This is a genomic window from Cloacibacillus porcorum (assembly GCF_001701045.1).
Lineage (GTDB): Bacteria > Synergistota > Synergistia > Synergistales > Synergistaceae > Cloacibacillus > Cloacibacillus porcorum.
In genome coordinates this window covers 591662-606494 of record NZ_CP016757.1, presented here as the reverse complement: position 1 = coordinate 606494, position 14833 = coordinate 591662, and the positions used below count along the sequence as shown (strand labels likewise).

The window sequence follows — 14833 nt, the reverse complement described above, 5'->3', positions numbered from 1 at the left end:
TCACATCGCCCCGGCGGCCGTCGATTCCTCGATCGTCCGCTCCACGTCTTTGCGCAGCGACTCCGGCAGGCCGAGGATGTCGAGCGAGAGGAAGCCTTTGATGATCAACGACTGCGCCTCGGTCTCGGAGAGGCCGCGCGCCATGAGATATTCCGTCTCCTCCTGGTTTATCTTGCCGACCGCCGCCTCGTGCGACATCTCTAGGTCTTTATGGCGCGCCTCAAGCTCCGGTATTGCGTGGATCTTGCCCTGGTTTGAGAGCAGCAGGCCGTTGCATTCCAGGTGCGCCTTGACGCCCGCCTCTTCGCCGATAAGGTGGCCGCGCGCGTAGATGTCCCCTCCGGTGGAGACGGTGCGTGAGACGATCTCCGCGCGGCTCCCCCTCCCGCGCAGATAGACGCGCGAGCCGGTGTCCATCTTTGAGCCGGGGCCCGCCATCAGCACGGTGTTGAATGTGGCGACGGAGTCCTCGCCGTTGAGATAGACAGTCGGGTACATCTGCAGGTCTTTTGCCGGTTTGAGGCAAATGTAGTTGGAGATGTAGCGGCCCCCCTCTTCGACGACGACGACGGTACGCGGGCGCACCGACATCTCCTCGGCCCAGTCGTGGACCATCGTGAAGGAGAGCGTCGCCCCCTTCTTGACATACATCTCGGAGACGCCGACATGGAGGCCGGAGCGCACGTTGGGCCCCGAGGCGCAGCCGGAGATGATGTTGAGTTCCGAACCCTCCTCCGCGATGACGATATTGTGCACGTCCTGCGCCAGCGCGTCCGTCTCAATGTACATGCAGGCCTGGACGGGATAGTCGACCTTCGCGCCCTTTTCGGTGCGGATGAAGTATCCGCCCTCGGAACGCTTCGCCGCCAATTCGGTGAAGGGGTCTTTTTCTTTCTCGATGATCTTCCAGCAGTAGTCTTTGAGCCCGTCATACTTAAAGAGCGCGTAGGAGATGGGCATCAGCTCCACGCCCTTGAGGTTCGCGTTGCAGTAGACGGTGTTATGGTCGGCGTGGACAAAGGTCCCCGCCGCCTTCTCCTCGTCGTCGATACCGGCCCGCAGAAGCCTTTCACGATCACCGGCGGGAAGTTCGGCGATATTTTTTATCTCGTCATGGACGGGAGCGTCGGCTCTGAAATCGTCCAGATGTTCGTCCACACGGAATTCTTCTTTCATCAGCCCTCACTCCTTTCGCAGCCCGCGCAGCGGAAGCATTCGGTATAGCCGTGGCTCCTTATCTCACCGAGCAGTTCCAGGGCGTTGCCCGAGCAGACTATCTCGCCGTTCATCAGCACATGTCCCTTATCGACATAGAGATGATCCATTATCTGCCCCGTATGCGTGATGATGAGACCGGATTTGTAATCCGCGCGGCGGCTCTTGATCGAGCGGCGGCAGGCCGCGCCGTCAAAACTGTCGCGCCCGAGGGCAATGCGCGCGGCCTTGCCGATCAGTGCCATATTCTCCAGGTCGACGCCCGATTCCGGCTCGTCGAGACAGACGAGCTCCGGCGACTGGAGAATTATCTGAAGCATCTCCGTGCGCTTCATCTCTCCGCCGGAGAGCCCGGCGTTTATCTCGCGGTCGAGGAATTCTTCGGCGTCGAGCTTTGCCGCCGTCTTCTCGATCTCCTCCCGCGAGAGGTTAGGGCTGCCGAAGGAGATCAGCGAACGCAGCGTCACTCCCTTTATCGTCGGCGGCCGCTGGAAGGAGATGCCTACCCCCAGCCGCGCGCGCTCGTCGATTGTCGCGCCGGTGATATCCCGTCCCTTAAAATATATCGCGCCGCGCGTTATCTTATAGCGTGAAAAGCCGATCACGGTATTGAGCAGCGTCGTCTTGCCAGAGCCGTTGGGGCCGAAAAGCGCGTGTATCTCGCCCTCTCCGACCGAAAGCGAGACTCCCTTTAAGACCGCGCGCCCCTCCACGGAGACATGCAGATCCTCTATTTCCAGTAATTTATCACCAGTCATTGGCTCAACTCATCTTCTTTCGTACCCAATTTAGCGGGAACGTTCCGCTTGCATATCTCTTGAAGTATATATCTTAATTAAAATTTGTTAAAGCTCCGGCGCGCGCGGGCCGTATACCGGCGCGGCGTGTTCTTCAATAAAGTATCTGTCTATGGAGGGGGATAAAAATTTGGCCGCCGTCTGAACGACGTGGATTTTATGTGCCTCGGACCCACGGCCCGAGGCGATTATTCCCTTTTATCAACGTGACCTTATGGCTGATTTTTATTCAAAAACCTTATCCGGCAGGTGCGCCTCATTCGACGAAAGAACGGCTCATAATATAAAATTCATCCTGGCTGGGCTGATACCTCTTTTCCATTTTTTCCAGAGCATCGTCATACTCCCGGGCCGCCTGCTCTGAGATCGCCATCACCGGGCTGTCGTAGTAGGTCCATTTTCTGCCGTCAAAGACATTGGGGGCGAGTTCCTTTACCATCATCGCCGCGGGGAATTTATTATTTTCCAGACAGACGTTGTATTTTTTGCAGCTCTTGAAACCGCCGCTCACATAGTTTACCGGACTGCCGAATATAACGACGGCGTCGTAGCCGAGCGCCAGCGCCTCTTGAAATGAATGCTCCATGAGCATCTTTCCATAGCCCTTTCTCTGATGTTCAGGGGCGATGCAGACGGGGCCAAAGGTGAGTGTCTCTTTTTTCGTCCCCGCCTCGTCGATCAGCTTCGCTTTCGTGTACATGATATTTCCGATTACCTGCCCGTCAAGTTCGATCACAAAATCCAGCTCCGCGATAAAATCCTCATGCCCGCGCATGATATGAACTAAATAATGTTCCGCGCACCCGGGAACATAGAGGTTATAAAAGGCTTTCCTGGTGATATCCTCTACTGTTTTGTAATCTGTTTCTCTTTCGTTTCTTATCTTTATCACTGCTAATTCTCCTCATTTCTTATCTTATTAATACTGCCTTTAACGAACGCGGGCATCCCTTATCTCCGCGTGCCCGGCGCGGCGCCATTCAGCCTTTATGATCCCCGCCGTTGGCCGCTTCTTCGCCCTCCGAGGCATATTTTTCTATGAACCCTTCAACATGCGCTGTAAAAAGCTCCTCCGTCGCTCTCTTTTCGGGCTCACTTGAGGCGGCGTCGGAGATACTCAGCAGCAGGTAAAAGGGCGCGTAAAATTCCACCGCCATTTGCCGGGGATTTCCCTTATGCCAAAGCCCCCGCCCCATCATCTCACGGAATAAATCTTCCGTATAACCGAGCGGCCCGCTTGTAAAGGCCCGGTGATACAGCTCCGTCAATTCCGGATTTCGATATTGTTCCAGCGTCAGCATCCTGCGAAAATTACAGGCGGTCTCATCCTCCGACCAATAACGAAACTGCGCCTCCATAAATGTCTTTAGCCCCTCCACGGTGGTATAACGAAAGGGCAGGGGCGTTTCATCAAAGGTTTTCTCGGGAACTTTTGATGTTTTCGCCCGTTCCGCATCCAGCTGAAAGATATGCGCCACGATGCTGTCATAGATGTCGCGCTTATTTTTGTAGTGCTTATAGAGCGCGCCCTTCGTCATGCCCAATTCTCCCGCGATCCGGCTCACAGAGACCGCCTCATATCCATCCTGCGCAAACAGCCGAAGGGCTGTTATGAGGATTTTTTCCTTTGTCCCCATTTTCTTACGCCTCCCCATAAGTAAACGAGCGTTTACTGGATATTATAGTAAACGCCCGTTTACCTGTCAAGACGGCAAAATTTATGAATCTGCCATTCGACAGGCCAAACGGACTGTGTCGGCTTCCGGGGTGGCGCATAGATCACCCGCCGCCCCACGGCCCCGGCCGTTCAATGTTTCTGTTTGTATATTTGCGGCTCCGCCCTGAGGCAGCTGTGGATCGATATTTTTTATGTTCCCGTAGAGGTATGGCCCGCGTCCTTCGTTAAACGGATTGAAAGACGAAAAAACGGCGCTGCCGAAGCAGCGCCGTTTTCTGAAAGTGATCGTATCTTGTTTGACAATCGCCGCCAAAATTGGACGGCCTTTACTTTTTGAACAGTAAGCGGCTCCCGCGCGATTAACGCTTTGAGAACTGCTTGTTCGCGCGCGCGCCCTTGAGTCCGACCTTCTTGCGCTCGACCATACGTGAGTCGCGCGTGAGGAGTCCGGCCTTTTTAAGCACGGGACGTACATTGGGATACATCTTGAGCAGCGCTCTCGCCACGCCGAGGCGGATGGCTCCGGCCTGTCCGGTGAGGCCGCCGCCGTGGGCGTTCACAAAGACGTCTATTTTACCTTCGACACCTGCCGCCGCGAGGGGCTCAACGGCCTGCGAGGCCCAGTAGAAACGGGGGAGGTAGTCTTTTACTTCACGGTTGTTGATGAGGAACTGGCCGGTGCCTTCGCAGATGCGTACACGGGCGATAGCGTTCTTTCTTCTGCCTGTTCCCCAAAGGAATTTTTTGTCTGCCATTTTATTCCACCTCTATCCTTAGTCTATCTGCTCGGGCTTCTGGGCCGCGTGCGGATGTGCCGCTCCGGCATATACCTTAAGTTTGCGGTACATGTCGCGGCCAAGCTTCGTCTTCGGGAGCATTCCCCATACCACGCGCTCTACGAGGCGTTCGGGGCGGCGCTCAAGAATCTGTTTGTATGTGAGCACTTTAAGTCCGCCGGGGTGTCCGGAGTGCTTTGAGATGGTGGACTGGGTAAGTTTATTGCCGGTGAGGCCTACTTTCTCGGCGTTGATGACGACCACAAAATCACCTGTGTCCACGTGGGGGGTGTAGGTGGGTTTGTGCTTGCCGGAGAGTATGCGGGCTACCTGTACTGCGAGACGGCCAAGGGGCTTGTTTTCAGCGTCGATGATGTACCATTTGCGCTCTACTTCTTCACCTTTGGCCATGAAGGAACGTGTGCCTATCATGGATCTTCCTCCTTAAGAAAGAGAGTCAATTCTTTGTTTTATTTTTCGTTTTATGTCTCAAAGCGTTTTCTACCGACTCCCTTCTGCCGTGGCATACGCCTCCTTACGTAACTTCGGAGGCCGGCATGGGAGACACTCCCGGCTGTCGTGGGGGAGAGCCGGGCAGCGGGACTAGAGCACGCGTTTAAGCTTAGGGTTCGGTATTATTCCCGGCAGACGGCCCCTCTTTGCGACCGGTTTGCCGTTTACCATTTTTATATCCATCGTCATATCGCGCTGCGCGCCGCTCGTGATGTAGCTGCCTACGCCGTATACGTCCGCGCCCGCTTCGTTCATGACCTTTATGCGTTCGGGGGTCAAGCCGCCCGTCGCGATTATCTGCACTTTGTCGAAGCCCGCCATATTAAGCCGCCAGCGAATCTCGCGCACCAGCTCCGGGGTGACGCCGCCGCGCTCTCCGGGGGTGTCGAGCCGTATGCCGGCGAGCTTATCGCCGAGAGCTTCGGCGACCCGCATCGTCTCTTCCGCCTCGTCTTTGAAGGTATCGACGAGGACGATGCGCGGCTCTTCTTCGGGGACCTGCGCGTCGTAGAGCTTGGCCAATTTAACAGTGTCGCCGACCATCAGTATCGCCGCGTGAGGCACCGTACCCTTCGGCTCCTCGCCGCAGAGCTTCGCGGCCAGGATACAGCTCATTGCGCTGCACCCGGCGATCTTCGCCGCGCGCTCCATCACCGGCGCGATAGCCGGATGGACGTGACGCGCGCCGAAACAGAGGACGCTTCTGCCCTCCGCCGCCTCAACGCATTCTTTGGCAGCCGTGGCCCAGCCGGTCGATGAGGCGAGCATCCCGAGGAGCACCGTCTCATAGAGGCCGAACGATTCATAGGTGCCGCTGATACGCATCAGCACCTCTTTCGCCTCGAAGCTTTCGCCTTCGGCAAGCGCCTCCACCTGGGGAGGGTTCGGGAGTTTGCGGAAGAGATTCAGGACCTCTTCCGAGCCGGCGAAGGTTCCCCTTTTGCGCGTGAACACTTCGGCAACCACCGGGGTCTCAAGAAGTCCCGCCGATCTCAGTACGTCGCGTGTTTTAAGAAAATAGATATCTGTCGTCCAACCCGTGAGTATCTCCTCGTGTGTCGCGGAAAAGAGCCGTCCGCCGACATGTTCATAAGAGGCGATATCTTTCTGGCCGTCCAGAGGTTTTACGGTCATATCGTCGTCCTGCTTACCTGATTACAACCTGAAGTATTGAGATGACCATGAAGGCCCCCATGAGCACCGCGGTGACCTTCGTGAGGCCGGACATGCGCTGCCAGGTGCCGCTCATATCTGCCTGCGTTCCGCCGCCGCCGAACGCGCCGGTGAAGCCGCCGGATTTCCTGTGCTGCATCATTACGACAGCGATGAGAGCCAGACAAACAAGGATGTGAATTATTCCAAGAAGAATTTTCACAAACCACACCTCCAAAATTTTCTAGATAAAGAGACAAAGCCACAGCTTTGCCCGAGTATTTTACATACCACGTACAGCGTATGATTGTACCACAGGTATGAGCTTTTCGGCTATACCTTTTACAGCCATTGCGCGGTGGGAAATTTTATTTTTTATTTCGTCGCCCAGTTCGGCAAAGGTCCTGTCAAAGCCGTCGGGGACGAATATCGGGTCGTAGCCGAAGCCGGATTCGCCCGCCGGTTCACGCGTTATATGCCCCGGACAATATTTTGTGACCGTAAGCGGTTCTTTTTTATCCGGAAAAACTACCGCGATGGCGCAGGCAAAGCGTCCGCGGCGGTCCTCTTTATCTTTCATCTCTCCGAGCAGCCAGTACATCCGGTCCCGGTCGCTGCCCGCAATGATGCGCGCCGAATGTATCCCGGGGATTCCTCCGAGGGCCTCCGCCTCCAGGCCGCTGTCGTCGGCAAGCGCCGGCAGGCCGATGGCCTCGGCCCAGGCCCGCGCTTTGAGCAGAGCGTTTTCTGCGTAGCTCTCTCCCGTCTCGTCAACTTCAAGCGGCCTTTCAAAGTCGCCGCCGAAGAGAAGCTCTATGTTCAGCGGTTCCAGCTGCGCCTTCATCTCGCGGTATTTTCCCCTGTTTGTGCTAGCAAGGATCATCTGCATTTTTCAAACAGCTCTCTCTCTTCTTCACTGAGCGCGAGTATTTCGCGCTGTTTCTGGTGTATCTCCGAGATGCCGCTCCAGCCGAGGTCGATTATCTGCGCAAGCTCCGAGTAAGAAAAGGTACCGCCCTCTCCCGTACCCTGCAGCTCGATGAAGTCTCCCGAGCCGGTCATAACGAGGTTGGCGTCGACCTCCGCCGTGGAGTCCTCCTCGTAGCAAAGATCGAGCATCGGCGTTCCGGCGACCTTTCCGACGCTGACGGCGGCAATCTGGTTTTTCATCGGGATGGCGGCTATCCTCTCGTTCGCGCGAAGCCAGCGCAGCGCGTCAAATAGGGCGATGAAGCCCGCCGTAATGGAGGCGGTGCGTGTGCCGCCGTCGGCCTGGAGCACGTCGCAGTCAATGGTGACCGTCCGCTCGCCAAGCTTCGTCATATCCACCGCCGCGCGCAGAGAGCGGCCGATGAGCCGTTGTATTTCGCTGCCGCGCGCGTTCTGTTTTCCCCTGCTGATGTCGCGCGGGCTGCGCTGGTGCGTCGCACGCGGGAGCATAGAGTATTCCGCGGTTATCCAGCCGCTGCCGGAGCCGCGCATGAAAGGGGGAACCTTTTCATCGACGGAGGCGGTGCAGAGAACATGGGTGTTGCCCCATCTTACAAGCGCCGACCCCTCGGCGTAACGGCTGACGCCGCGCTCAAAGGTTATCGGGCGCAGCGTCTCCACGCCGCGCCCGTCTATGCGGATCAATTCTGTCATTTTAATTGGTCCTTTCCCAGGGCTGGGTGAGGTCCACGGGATTTTTGTCGGTGATCTCCTTGGAGTTCACGTAGAATTTTACCTTTTTCAGCGGCGGGAAGTTTTCCTGTACCGTCTTGGTAAAGCCACTGAGCAGCTTCTCCGCCTTGGCCTTACCGAGGCTCTTGAGCGAGCTCTGGAAGGTGGGCGTCATGTTGAGATAGAGCCAGTCGCCGCTCTGGAATATTTCGTTTATGGAGACCGCCGGGTCGAGCGCCTTCGTCTCTTTAAGGCTGTCAACGTACATCGACATCACCTTCGCGATGTCTTCTTCCCTCGTGCCGCCGCCGGTTATATCGATGCCGCGGCTCTGGAAGCCCTCTCCGTCGGGCAGATAGAGGGTATATTTCGTATTGGAGGCGGCAGTCTCCTCCGTCGCCGCTGATTCTTTGACCTCGGAGCCCGTGCCGTAGACGCTGCCTATACGCTCGCCGCCCTTTTTGTCGGACCAGCTGAAGAAGTAGTTGGTGGCGAGGTAGCCGCAGGCAAAGAGGATGATCATCAGCGCTACCCAGGCAAAGATACGGACGATTTTAGGGGCTTTGGAGCCATAATTTTCTTCGTCCTCTTCCTCGTAATCGTAGTCCTCTTCCTCTTTCAGGCGCTTTTTGCCGCGGCCGCGGCGCAGGGTGCGGGACTCTTCCTCTTCCTCCATCTCACGTTCGCGCAGCGATTTACGGGGACGCGGCGCGCGCGGCTCTTCGAGAACCTCTTCGACCTCTTCTTCGCGCCCCTTTATGATCCCGCGGCGGCGCACGGACGGAGAGTCGTAGCTTTCGTCCTTTTTATCCTGTATCACAAAGTGCCGCTGTCTTCCCTCTGAATCCCTCATTAACAGTCCTCCCCCATCTATCTCTCCGTATCATAATCGCCAGCAAAACACCGGTCAAATATTTTCGTCCGCTCGGCTGCGGACGGGAAAACGACGGCTTTCGCAGTCAGGCTTGGTTTTCCGCCCGCGCCCGGACGGACTGGCGGTCCCTCCCGGCGCGGGCCGGTGGCCGGAGCGCAGGCCGCCATATTCAATCGCTGTTGCCTATCTCTGCGTAGGGTGCGCCTTGATATACTGCACGACCCCCTGCGCAATGCTGCGGCAGAGCGACTCCCGGTAGGAGGCGGAATTGAGTTTTTTCGCCTCCGCAGCGTTGGTGAGATATCCCATTTCAACGAGTACGGCCGGCATCCCCGCTCCGCGCAGAACGAAGAAAGGAGCCTGCGCCACCTTCCGCATCGGCATGGAGCCGGACTTCGCCTCCTTGTGCATCACCTCGGCCAGCGCCGTGCTCTCGCTTATTTTATCATTTTGCTGCATGTCCCCCAATATTTTGAGCAGCAGCTGAGTCTTTTTGTCGGCGCGCTGCGCCTCGGCGGCACTGTCCACGCCGGCGGAAATTTCTTTGTTTTCCGCGATGGCCAGATTCATCGCGTCCTTGTCCGAGGGAAGGGCCATGATGTAGTATTCAAGCCCCGCGACGTTCGATCGCCCCTTGGGCATTGCATTGCAGTGGAGGCTTATAAAGACGTCAGCTTCGTTTTTGTTTGCGAAGGCGGTACGTTCCGCAAGTTTCAGGTAGACGTCCGTCCTGCGCGTCAGCCTCGCGTCGATTCCGTACTGGCGCAGTATCTCGCCGAGCTGCAGCGCCGCCTTGAGATTTACGTCCTTCTCACGCACGCCGTTTGCCGCGGCTCCCGGATCGTGCCCCCCGTGCCCCGCGTCAACGACGACGATCGGGCGCGCCTTGCCGCTAAAGGCTACGGCCGGCGCGGCAGGGGTATATTTTTCCTCCGGTTCGGCCGGCTGCGGCGCGGGCTCCGCCGGCGGAATCTTTACCGCCGGTTTCTTTTCCGGCTCGGCGGGTTTTACCTCCGCCTTCGGCTCGGGTACCGCGGCCTTAGGCTGTACGGCAGGCTGAGGCGCGGCCGAGGGTTCGCCCCAGCGGAAAGCGGCCGGTTTGCCTATCGCGGCGTAGAAGTAACCGAAGGCCTCGGCCACCGACTTGGCCTCGCCCCACCAGTGGCCGTCCGCATTGCTCACCGGCAGGGGGAAGCTGATGATACTCCCGGCGGCGCGCACGACATTCGAGGCGTTCCAGAACTCGATCTTCTTTCCCTCCAGCACCACAATGATCGAGGAGGCGTCGCTCTTGGGAATGAAGCCGAGCGACGAGATGACCTCGTCGACTGCGACCTCCTGCATCGTTCCGTTACGGCGCATCGTAACGTCTCCCTTTTTGACATCCCCGTTCCAGAAGGAGAGGCTCTCCGCGGCGAAAGCGCAGGAGGCCGAGAGGATGAAGAGCGAGAGGAGCGCCGTTATAAGTCTTGTGAATATTTTTTTATTTACCTGCAATGACAACATTATCAACCACCAATGTTGGCGCCGCCACCGAACCTGAGTATTTCAGATCGGAGGCCGCCGCCGAGATATTCTTCATAAATTCTAACAGATTAGAGGCCATCGTGACACCGCTTACCGGCGTCGTGATCTCGCCCTTCTCTATCCGGTGTCCCTTGGCGCCGATCGAAAAATCGCCGCTGATCGGATCGATGGTGTGCAGCCCCATAAATTCCGTTACGTACATTCCGCTGACGATCCGGGAGCGCAGCGCCTCCGGGCTCTCCGTCCCCGCCTCAAGGATGAGGTTCGTCGTCCCCACGTCGGGCAGCGAGGACATCCCGCGGGAGCAGTTGCCGGTGGACCTGACGCCGTCCTTTATCGCGTACTGCAAGTTATAGAGGAAGGCGTTCGCCTCGCCGTTTTTTATTAGCTCCGTGCGTCCGGTGGGAACGCCCTCGGAGTCCCAAGAGGAGCTGCCCGGCTTCCAGGGAATACGCCCGTTATCCGTGAGGTTGAGACAGGGGGAGGCGACAAGTTCCCCGAGACGTCCCTTCATCATCGAACGCCCGCGGTGCACGTCGGAGGCACAGAAGAGGCCGCCGATGACATCGACAAGCGCGGCGGCCGTCTCCGGCTCTATCATTATGGTATAGCTTCCGGTGTCGAGCTGCGTGCCGCCCAGCGAGGCAACGGTCTGTTCCACCGCCGTACGCGCGCTCTTCAGAATGTCGAGCTCGTCCAGGCGCAGCGCCTCCATTCCATAACCGCCCATCTCGGTAAACTCACCGGACTGCGCGAGCACCATAACGCCGCAGTTGGCGCTTGAGCCCTCCTCCCAGCCCGAAAGCCCCTTCGTCGTCGCAAAGAAGGAGGCTCCCCAGCCGTCACGCCAGGAGGCGGAACGCACCGAGACGACGCGGCTGTCGAGCGACTGCGCCTCCCGCGTCATTTCAAGACAGTATTTCATGCGGTCGGCGGCGGTGATCTCACGTATCCGCCGGTCCTCCGCCTCAAGCTCCTCGCAGCGGACCAGCGGCCCGTCGTAGAGAGTGATGCCCTCCTCCGGCTCCGAGGCCAGCGCGTTATGGAGACTCCACTCGACGAGCGAATCCACGGAGTCCCTGTCGAGCCGGCTGCCGTAGGCGATCCCCTGCCGTCCGTCGGACATTATCGTCCTGATGCCGATGCCTGCCGAGGAGCCGGAGACACACTCCTCCGTCTCGCCGTCCTTGAGCGTCAAACCGCTGCCGCCGCCCTCGCTGTAGAGAAGGTCAGCGCCCCAGGCACCCTTTCGCGAGGCGAGATCGAGCATGTGGGCGGCAAGCGCCTCTATTTCATTGTGGGGGAGAAATTTTATCACGCCGAAAGAACCTCCAGGATTATCGCGGCGGCGCGCTCCACGTCTTCGCGGTCCACGTCGAGATGCGTCACAAAGCGCGCGCGGCGCGGCGAGATCATGTGCGCCAGCAGCCCCTTTTCAAGACATCTAGCCTCAAATTCCGCGTCGCCGACCTGTCCCTCTTTAAGGGGGAAAAATACCATATTCGTCATATTGGGACGCTCTTCCACCTCTACGCCGCCCCTTTTTAGCAGATCGACGAGCAGCGCGGCGTTGGCGTGATCCTCCGCGAGGCGCGCCACGTTATTTTTCAGCGCGTAAAGCCCCGCGGCAGCCGCGATCCCTACCTGCCGCTGCGCGCCGCCAAGGCGTTTGCGCCACTTCTTCGCCCCCTCGATCAGTTCATGCGAACCGCAGAGCATCGAGCCGAGCGGCGCGCCAAGCCCCTTGGAGAGGCAGAACTGCACTGAATCCACCTCGTCGGTGTACCTTCTCACGTCGACGCCGTGGCGGACCGCGGCGTTAAAGATACGCGCGCCGTCAAGATGGACGTGGAAGCCGAGGCGGCGTCCCTCGCGCGCGGTCTGCGCAAAGCGCTCCGGCGGCACCGCGATGCCGCCCGTGTAATTATGGGTGTTTTCAAGCGCGAGTATCGTCGTATCTGGATGATGGACGTCGTTGTCGGCTCTGCTGGCCACGGCGAGCTCCGCGGGATCGGGAACGCCCTCGTCGTCGACCAGCGGATAGGGACAGAGCCCGGCGACGGCGGAAAAGCCACCGACCTCGGCGCACCACACATGGGAGCGCTTGCCCGCCAGCAGACTCTCTCCGTGGCGGCCGGCCGTCGTAAAGGCGAGAAGGTTGCCCATCGTTCCAGAACAGGCAAAGATCGCCGCCTCCTTACCCGTTATCTCCGCGGCATACTTGCAGAGCGCGTTCGACGACGGGTCGTCGCCGTATATGTCGTCTCCCACCTCGGCGGCCGCGATGACGCGCCGCATCTCCTCCGACGGCCTGGTGACTGTATCGCTTCTGAAATCCATTATTTTATGATACATTTCCTTATTACCTCCTGCGGTATCTATCCAGATAATCCTCTTATTTTATCTTATACCCAGCCTGGCCCACGGAAGAAGATCTTCGCAGACCGGCATGCCGAGCTCAGTCCCTGGGCTGTTGCCTCCGTGAAAATCCGAACCGGCGGTCGCGTAGAGGCCAAACTTCCCCGCCATCTTCAGATGGCGGTAGGTCGTCTCCGGCGAGTTTGCGCCGTAGATGGCCTCCATCCCCCACAGCCCGGCCCCCTTGAGCCTGGAAAGCAGCGCCTCCAGCCCTTCGTCGTCAAGACGGCACTGAAAAGGATGCGCCAGTACAGCCACGCCGCCCGCCTCGCGGATAAGCGATATACACTCCTCCGCAGAGAGCCTCTCGCGCGCCACATAGGCCGCGGCCCCCCGCGCGAGATATTTTGTGAAGGCCTCCGTGACGCTGCCGGCGTAGCCTTTGTTTATAAGGAGCCGCGCGATGTGCGGACGGGCTACCACCTCGCCGCCCGATATCTCGCGCACTTCGTCTATGGCGACGTCCAGCCCGAGCGCGCGCAGCTTTTCGCAGATCAGAAGGTTGCGCACGTCGCGCCTTTCGCGGATATAGTCCAGCCGCTCCTCCAGCCTGCCAGCTCCCGGCGATATCCGGTAGCCCAATATATGAAGCGTAAAGGGAGCCTCCGCCGAAAGTTCGATCCCGCAGAGCCCCTTGACCCCGTCTTTGGCGCAGGCCCTCATAAAGGGGGCAAGCCCGGCGGTCGTATCATGGTCCGTCAGCGCCAGCAGCGAAAGTCCGCGCCGCCGCGCCGCCGCCGCGAGCTCCTCAGGCGTAAAGGTACCGTCGGAACAGCGGCTGTGCACGTGCATATCAATCAGGATCATCGACGCCGTCCTCTGCTTCGGCCGCCTCCGAAGCCTCGAACATATACAGCTCCTGGCCGATGATCATCGCCGCAAGCGAGAGCTTCGCCACATCCTCCTCGCTGAAGGCTCCCGCCGTACCGGCCTCCAGCTGGAGCACACCGAGCTTCTCAGCCCGCGCGGTGATCGGCGCGGAGATCAGCGAGAGAGCGTCCCTGTCGAGCGGCTGATCCCGCCCTGTCGAGACGCGGGGAATATTTATCGGACGTCCCGAGGCGAATACCTTCCAGGGGGTGCCGCCGTTTCTCTTCAAAGCGCGCCCCGGCTGGCCGAAATGGTCTGGTATGTAAAGACAGCCTTCAATATCGGCAAGGACGACGAAGACGGCGGCGTCGGGAGCCATCTCCTGCATGCCGCGCCAGGCGTTTTCAATTATCGAATCAAAATCGGGAGCCTTCGCGAGAGAGGCGGCGAAGGTCTCAAGCGCCGGTATCAGGCGGCTCGTGCGGTCTCTGAAATAGAACATATAGGCGCTCATCGTAAAGAACAGCACAAAGAGCGATGTAATCTCCATCCAGGTAAATATCCCCGCCACCGCGACCACCACGGCGGTACCGGCGCAGATAACAAGGTTCGTCTTATAGGGCCAGCGGCCAAACTCATTCAGCCCGATAAATACGGCGACCAGCACCGCCGTGAAAAAGGCGAATACGCCGAATATACAGCTGAACGCGGCCCCCGCCGCGAGAAATACAAGCCAGAGCACCGAGGTCCAGAACCTGCGCGGTCTGAATACCGGCGGCACCCCGCTCTTACCATTTTTCAAAGTGAAGTTCCCTTCCGTCGAGAGTCATTATCCTGATGCCCTCGCCGTCAAGAATCGCGGCGCTCTCCGGGTCCCGCCCCTTCGGTATCGTCGTCGAGCCGGGGTTGAGGAAAATCACTCCCCCCTCGCGCACAAGCGAGCCAATATGCGTGTGGCCGGATATTGCAAGATCCACCTTATTGTAGCGCGCCATCTCGCGCAGCAGCGAGAAGTTGTCCCCGTGCATCATGAGGATCTTTTTGCCGCGCCATACCAGAGAGACGCACTTCTCCATCTCCGGTTCGAGCACCATGCGGTCGACGGCGGCGTCGCAGTTTCCCTCGGCGATCAGCACCCTGCCGCCACCGCGCTGAAAACCGTTTATCGCCTCAAAAAGATCCGCGGGGGTATAACCTCCGGGGACGCTGTTGCGCGGGCCGTGATAGAGCACGTCGCCGGCATGCAGGATCGTCTTCACCTCCGGGCCGAAGAGCGCGAGCGCCTTCCGCCATGCGGGGAAACTTCCGTGCGTGTCGGACAGCACACCGATTTTTTCATCATCTATCGTGATAACGGACATTGTGATTCCATCCCTTCTCTCAAAAGTGCTGATTTATATTATAATTCACA

General features: G+C 58.6%; 17 protein-coding genes. All 17 read right to left on the bottom strand.

Going from position 1 to position 14833, the window contains the following annotated elements:
- On the bottom strand, positions 1–1176 hold the full coding sequence (locus BED41_RS02740; protein WP_066742812.1) for a SufB/SufD family protein: 1176 nt from the start codon (positions 1174–1176) through the stop codon (positions 1–3).
- The gene (locus tag BED41_RS02735; RefSeq protein ID WP_034441785.1) at positions 1176–1973 is read right to left on the bottom strand and encodes an ABC transporter ATP-binding protein; all 798 of its coding nucleotides are present in this window, start codon (positions 1971–1973) and stop codon (positions 1176–1178) included. The genes BED41_RS02740 and BED41_RS02735 overlap by 1 nt, the downstream gene beginning before the upstream one ends.
- Positions 1974–2268: 295 nt before the next feature.
- On the bottom strand, positions 2269–2904 hold the full coding sequence (locus BED41_RS02730) for a GNAT family N-acetyltransferase (RefSeq protein WP_066742810.1): 636 nt from the start codon (positions 2902–2904) through the stop codon (positions 2269–2271).
- An 88-nt stretch (positions 2905–2992) separates the two neighbouring features.
- The gene (locus BED41_RS02725; protein ID WP_066742807.1) at positions 2993–3649 is read right to left on the bottom strand and encodes a TetR/AcrR family transcriptional regulator; all 657 of its coding nucleotides are present in this window, start codon (positions 3647–3649) and stop codon (positions 2993–2995) included.
- A 400-nt stretch (positions 3650–4049) separates the two neighbouring features.
- Positions 4050–4445 (bottom strand): 30S ribosomal protein S9, encoded by a 396-nt coding sequence (gene rpsI, locus BED41_RS02720; protein ID WP_034441771.1) that lies wholly within the window; start codon positions 4443–4445, stop codon positions 4050–4052.
- Positions 4446–4463: 18 nt separating this feature from the next.
- Entirely contained in the window at positions 4464–4898 is a 435-nt protein-coding gene (gene rplM, locus BED41_RS02715; protein ID WP_066742805.1) for a 50S ribosomal protein L13, read from the bottom strand.
- Positions 4899–5069: 171 nt separating this feature from the next.
- Positions 5070–6113 (bottom strand): nicotinate phosphoribosyltransferase, encoded by a 1044-nt coding sequence (locus BED41_RS02710; protein WP_066742802.1) that lies wholly within the window; start codon positions 6111–6113, stop codon positions 5070–5072.
- A gap of 13 nt (positions 6114–6126) precedes the next feature.
- The gene (gene secG / locus BED41_RS02705; RefSeq protein ID WP_066742800.1) at positions 6127–6354 is read right to left on the bottom strand and encodes a preprotein translocase subunit SecG; all 228 of its coding nucleotides are present in this window, start codon (positions 6352–6354) and stop codon (positions 6127–6129) included.
- Positions 6355–6414: 60 nt separating this feature from the next.
- Complete coding sequence (gene rdgB, locus BED41_RS02700; RefSeq protein WP_066742798.1) at positions 6415–7020, bottom strand: RdgB/HAM1 family non-canonical purine NTP pyrophosphatase; 606 nt, start codon at positions 7018–7020, stop codon at positions 6415–6417.
- The gene (gene rph / locus BED41_RS02695) at positions 7011–7775 is read right to left on the bottom strand and encodes a ribonuclease PH (protein ID WP_066742796.1); all 765 of its coding nucleotides are present in this window, start codon (positions 7773–7775) and stop codon (positions 7011–7013) included. The genes rdgB and rph overlap by 10 nt, the downstream gene beginning before the upstream one ends.
- A 1-nt stretch (position 7776) precedes the next feature.
- Positions 7777–8646, bottom strand: a complete 870-nt coding sequence (locus BED41_RS02690) for a GerMN domain-containing protein (protein ID WP_066742794.1) — start codon at positions 8644–8646, stop codon at positions 7777–7779.
- A gap of 204 nt (positions 8647–8850) precedes the next feature.
- Positions 8851–10173 (bottom strand): N-acetylmuramoyl-L-alanine amidase, encoded by a 1323-nt coding sequence (locus BED41_RS02685; protein ID WP_084002211.1) that lies wholly within the window; start codon positions 10171–10173, stop codon positions 8851–8853.
- Positions 10151–11512: a TldD/PmbA family protein gene (locus BED41_RS02680; RefSeq protein WP_066742788.1), complete on the bottom strand. Its 1362-nt coding sequence runs from the start codon at positions 11510–11512 to the stop codon at positions 10151–10153. Before BED41_RS02680 ends, BED41_RS02685 begins: the two co-directional genes overlap by 23 nt.
- Complete coding sequence (locus BED41_RS02675) at positions 11509–12549, bottom strand: threonine aldolase family protein (RefSeq protein WP_066742786.1); 1041 nt, start codon at positions 12547–12549, stop codon at positions 11509–11511. The genes BED41_RS02680 and BED41_RS02675 overlap by 4 nt, the downstream gene beginning before the upstream one ends.
- A 45-nt stretch (positions 12550–12594) precedes the next feature.
- Positions 12595–13419 (bottom strand): PHP domain-containing protein, encoded by an 825-nt coding sequence (locus BED41_RS02670; RefSeq protein WP_066742784.1) that lies wholly within the window; start codon positions 13417–13419, stop codon positions 12595–12597.
- Entirely contained in the window at positions 13406–14224 is an 819-nt protein-coding gene (locus tag BED41_RS02665) for a GAF domain-containing protein (RefSeq protein ID WP_066742782.1), read from the bottom strand. Before BED41_RS02665 ends, BED41_RS02670 begins: the two co-directional genes overlap by 14 nt.
- Positions 14211–14783 carry a phosphodiesterase gene (gene yfcE / locus BED41_RS02660; protein ID WP_066742781.1) on the bottom strand — a complete coding sequence of 191 codons (573 nt, stop codon included), beginning with the start codon at positions 14781–14783 and terminating at the stop codon, positions 14211–14213. Before yfcE ends, BED41_RS02665 begins: the two co-directional genes overlap by 14 nt.
- Between the last annotated feature and the right edge of the window lie 50 nt (positions 14784–14833).

What these genes read in the sequence shown, in the direction of transcription:
- BED41_RS02740 (WP_066742812.1), bottom strand. Translation starts at nt 1,176, where the DNA reads ATGAAAGAAGAATTCCGTGTGGACGAACATCTGGACGATTTCAGAGCC.
- BED41_RS02735 (WP_034441785.1), bottom strand. Translation starts at nt 1,973, where the DNA reads ATGACTGGTGATAAATTACTGGAAATAGAGGATCTGCATGTCTCCGTG.
- BED41_RS02725 (WP_066742807.1), bottom strand. Translation starts at nt 3,649, where the DNA reads ATGGGGACAAAGGAAAAAATCCTCATAACAGCCCTTCGGCTGTTTGCG.
- rpsI (WP_034441771.1), bottom strand. Translation starts at nt 4,445, where the DNA reads ATGGCAGACAAAAAATTCCTTTGGGGAACAGGCAGAAGAAAGAACGCT.
- rplM (WP_066742805.1), bottom strand. Translation starts at nt 4,898, where the DNA reads ATGATAGGCACACGTTCCTTCATGGCCAAAGGTGAAGAAGTAGAGCGC.
- BED41_RS02710 (WP_066742802.1), bottom strand. Translation starts at nt 6,113, where the DNA reads ATGACCGTAAAACCTCTGGACGGCCAGAAAGATATCGCCTCTTATGAA.
- rdgB (WP_066742798.1), bottom strand. Translation starts at nt 7,020, where the DNA reads ATGCAGATGATCCTTGCTAGCACAAACAGGGGAAAATACCGCGAGATG.
- rph (WP_066742796.1), bottom strand. Translation starts at nt 7,775, where the DNA reads ATGACAGAATTGATCCGCATAGACGGGCGCGGCGTGGAGACGCTGCGC.
- BED41_RS02690 (WP_066742794.1), bottom strand. Translation starts at nt 8,646, where the DNA reads ATGAGGGATTCAGAGGGAAGACAGCGGCACTTTGTGATACAGGATAAA.
- BED41_RS02685 (WP_084002211.1), bottom strand. Translation starts at nt 10,173, where the DNA reads ATGTTGTCATTGCAGGTAAATAAAAAAATATTCACAAGACTTATAACG.
- BED41_RS02675 (WP_066742786.1), bottom strand. Translation starts at nt 12,549, where the DNA reads ATGTATCATAAAATAATGGATTTCAGAAGCGATACAGTCACCAGGCCG.
- BED41_RS02670 (WP_066742784.1), bottom strand. Translation starts at nt 13,419, where the DNA reads ATGATCCTGATTGATATGCACGTGCACAGCCGCTGTTCCGACGGTACC.
- yfcE (WP_066742781.1), bottom strand. Translation starts at nt 14,783, where the DNA reads ATGTCCGTTATCACGATAGATGATGAAAAAATCGGTGTGCTGTCCGAC.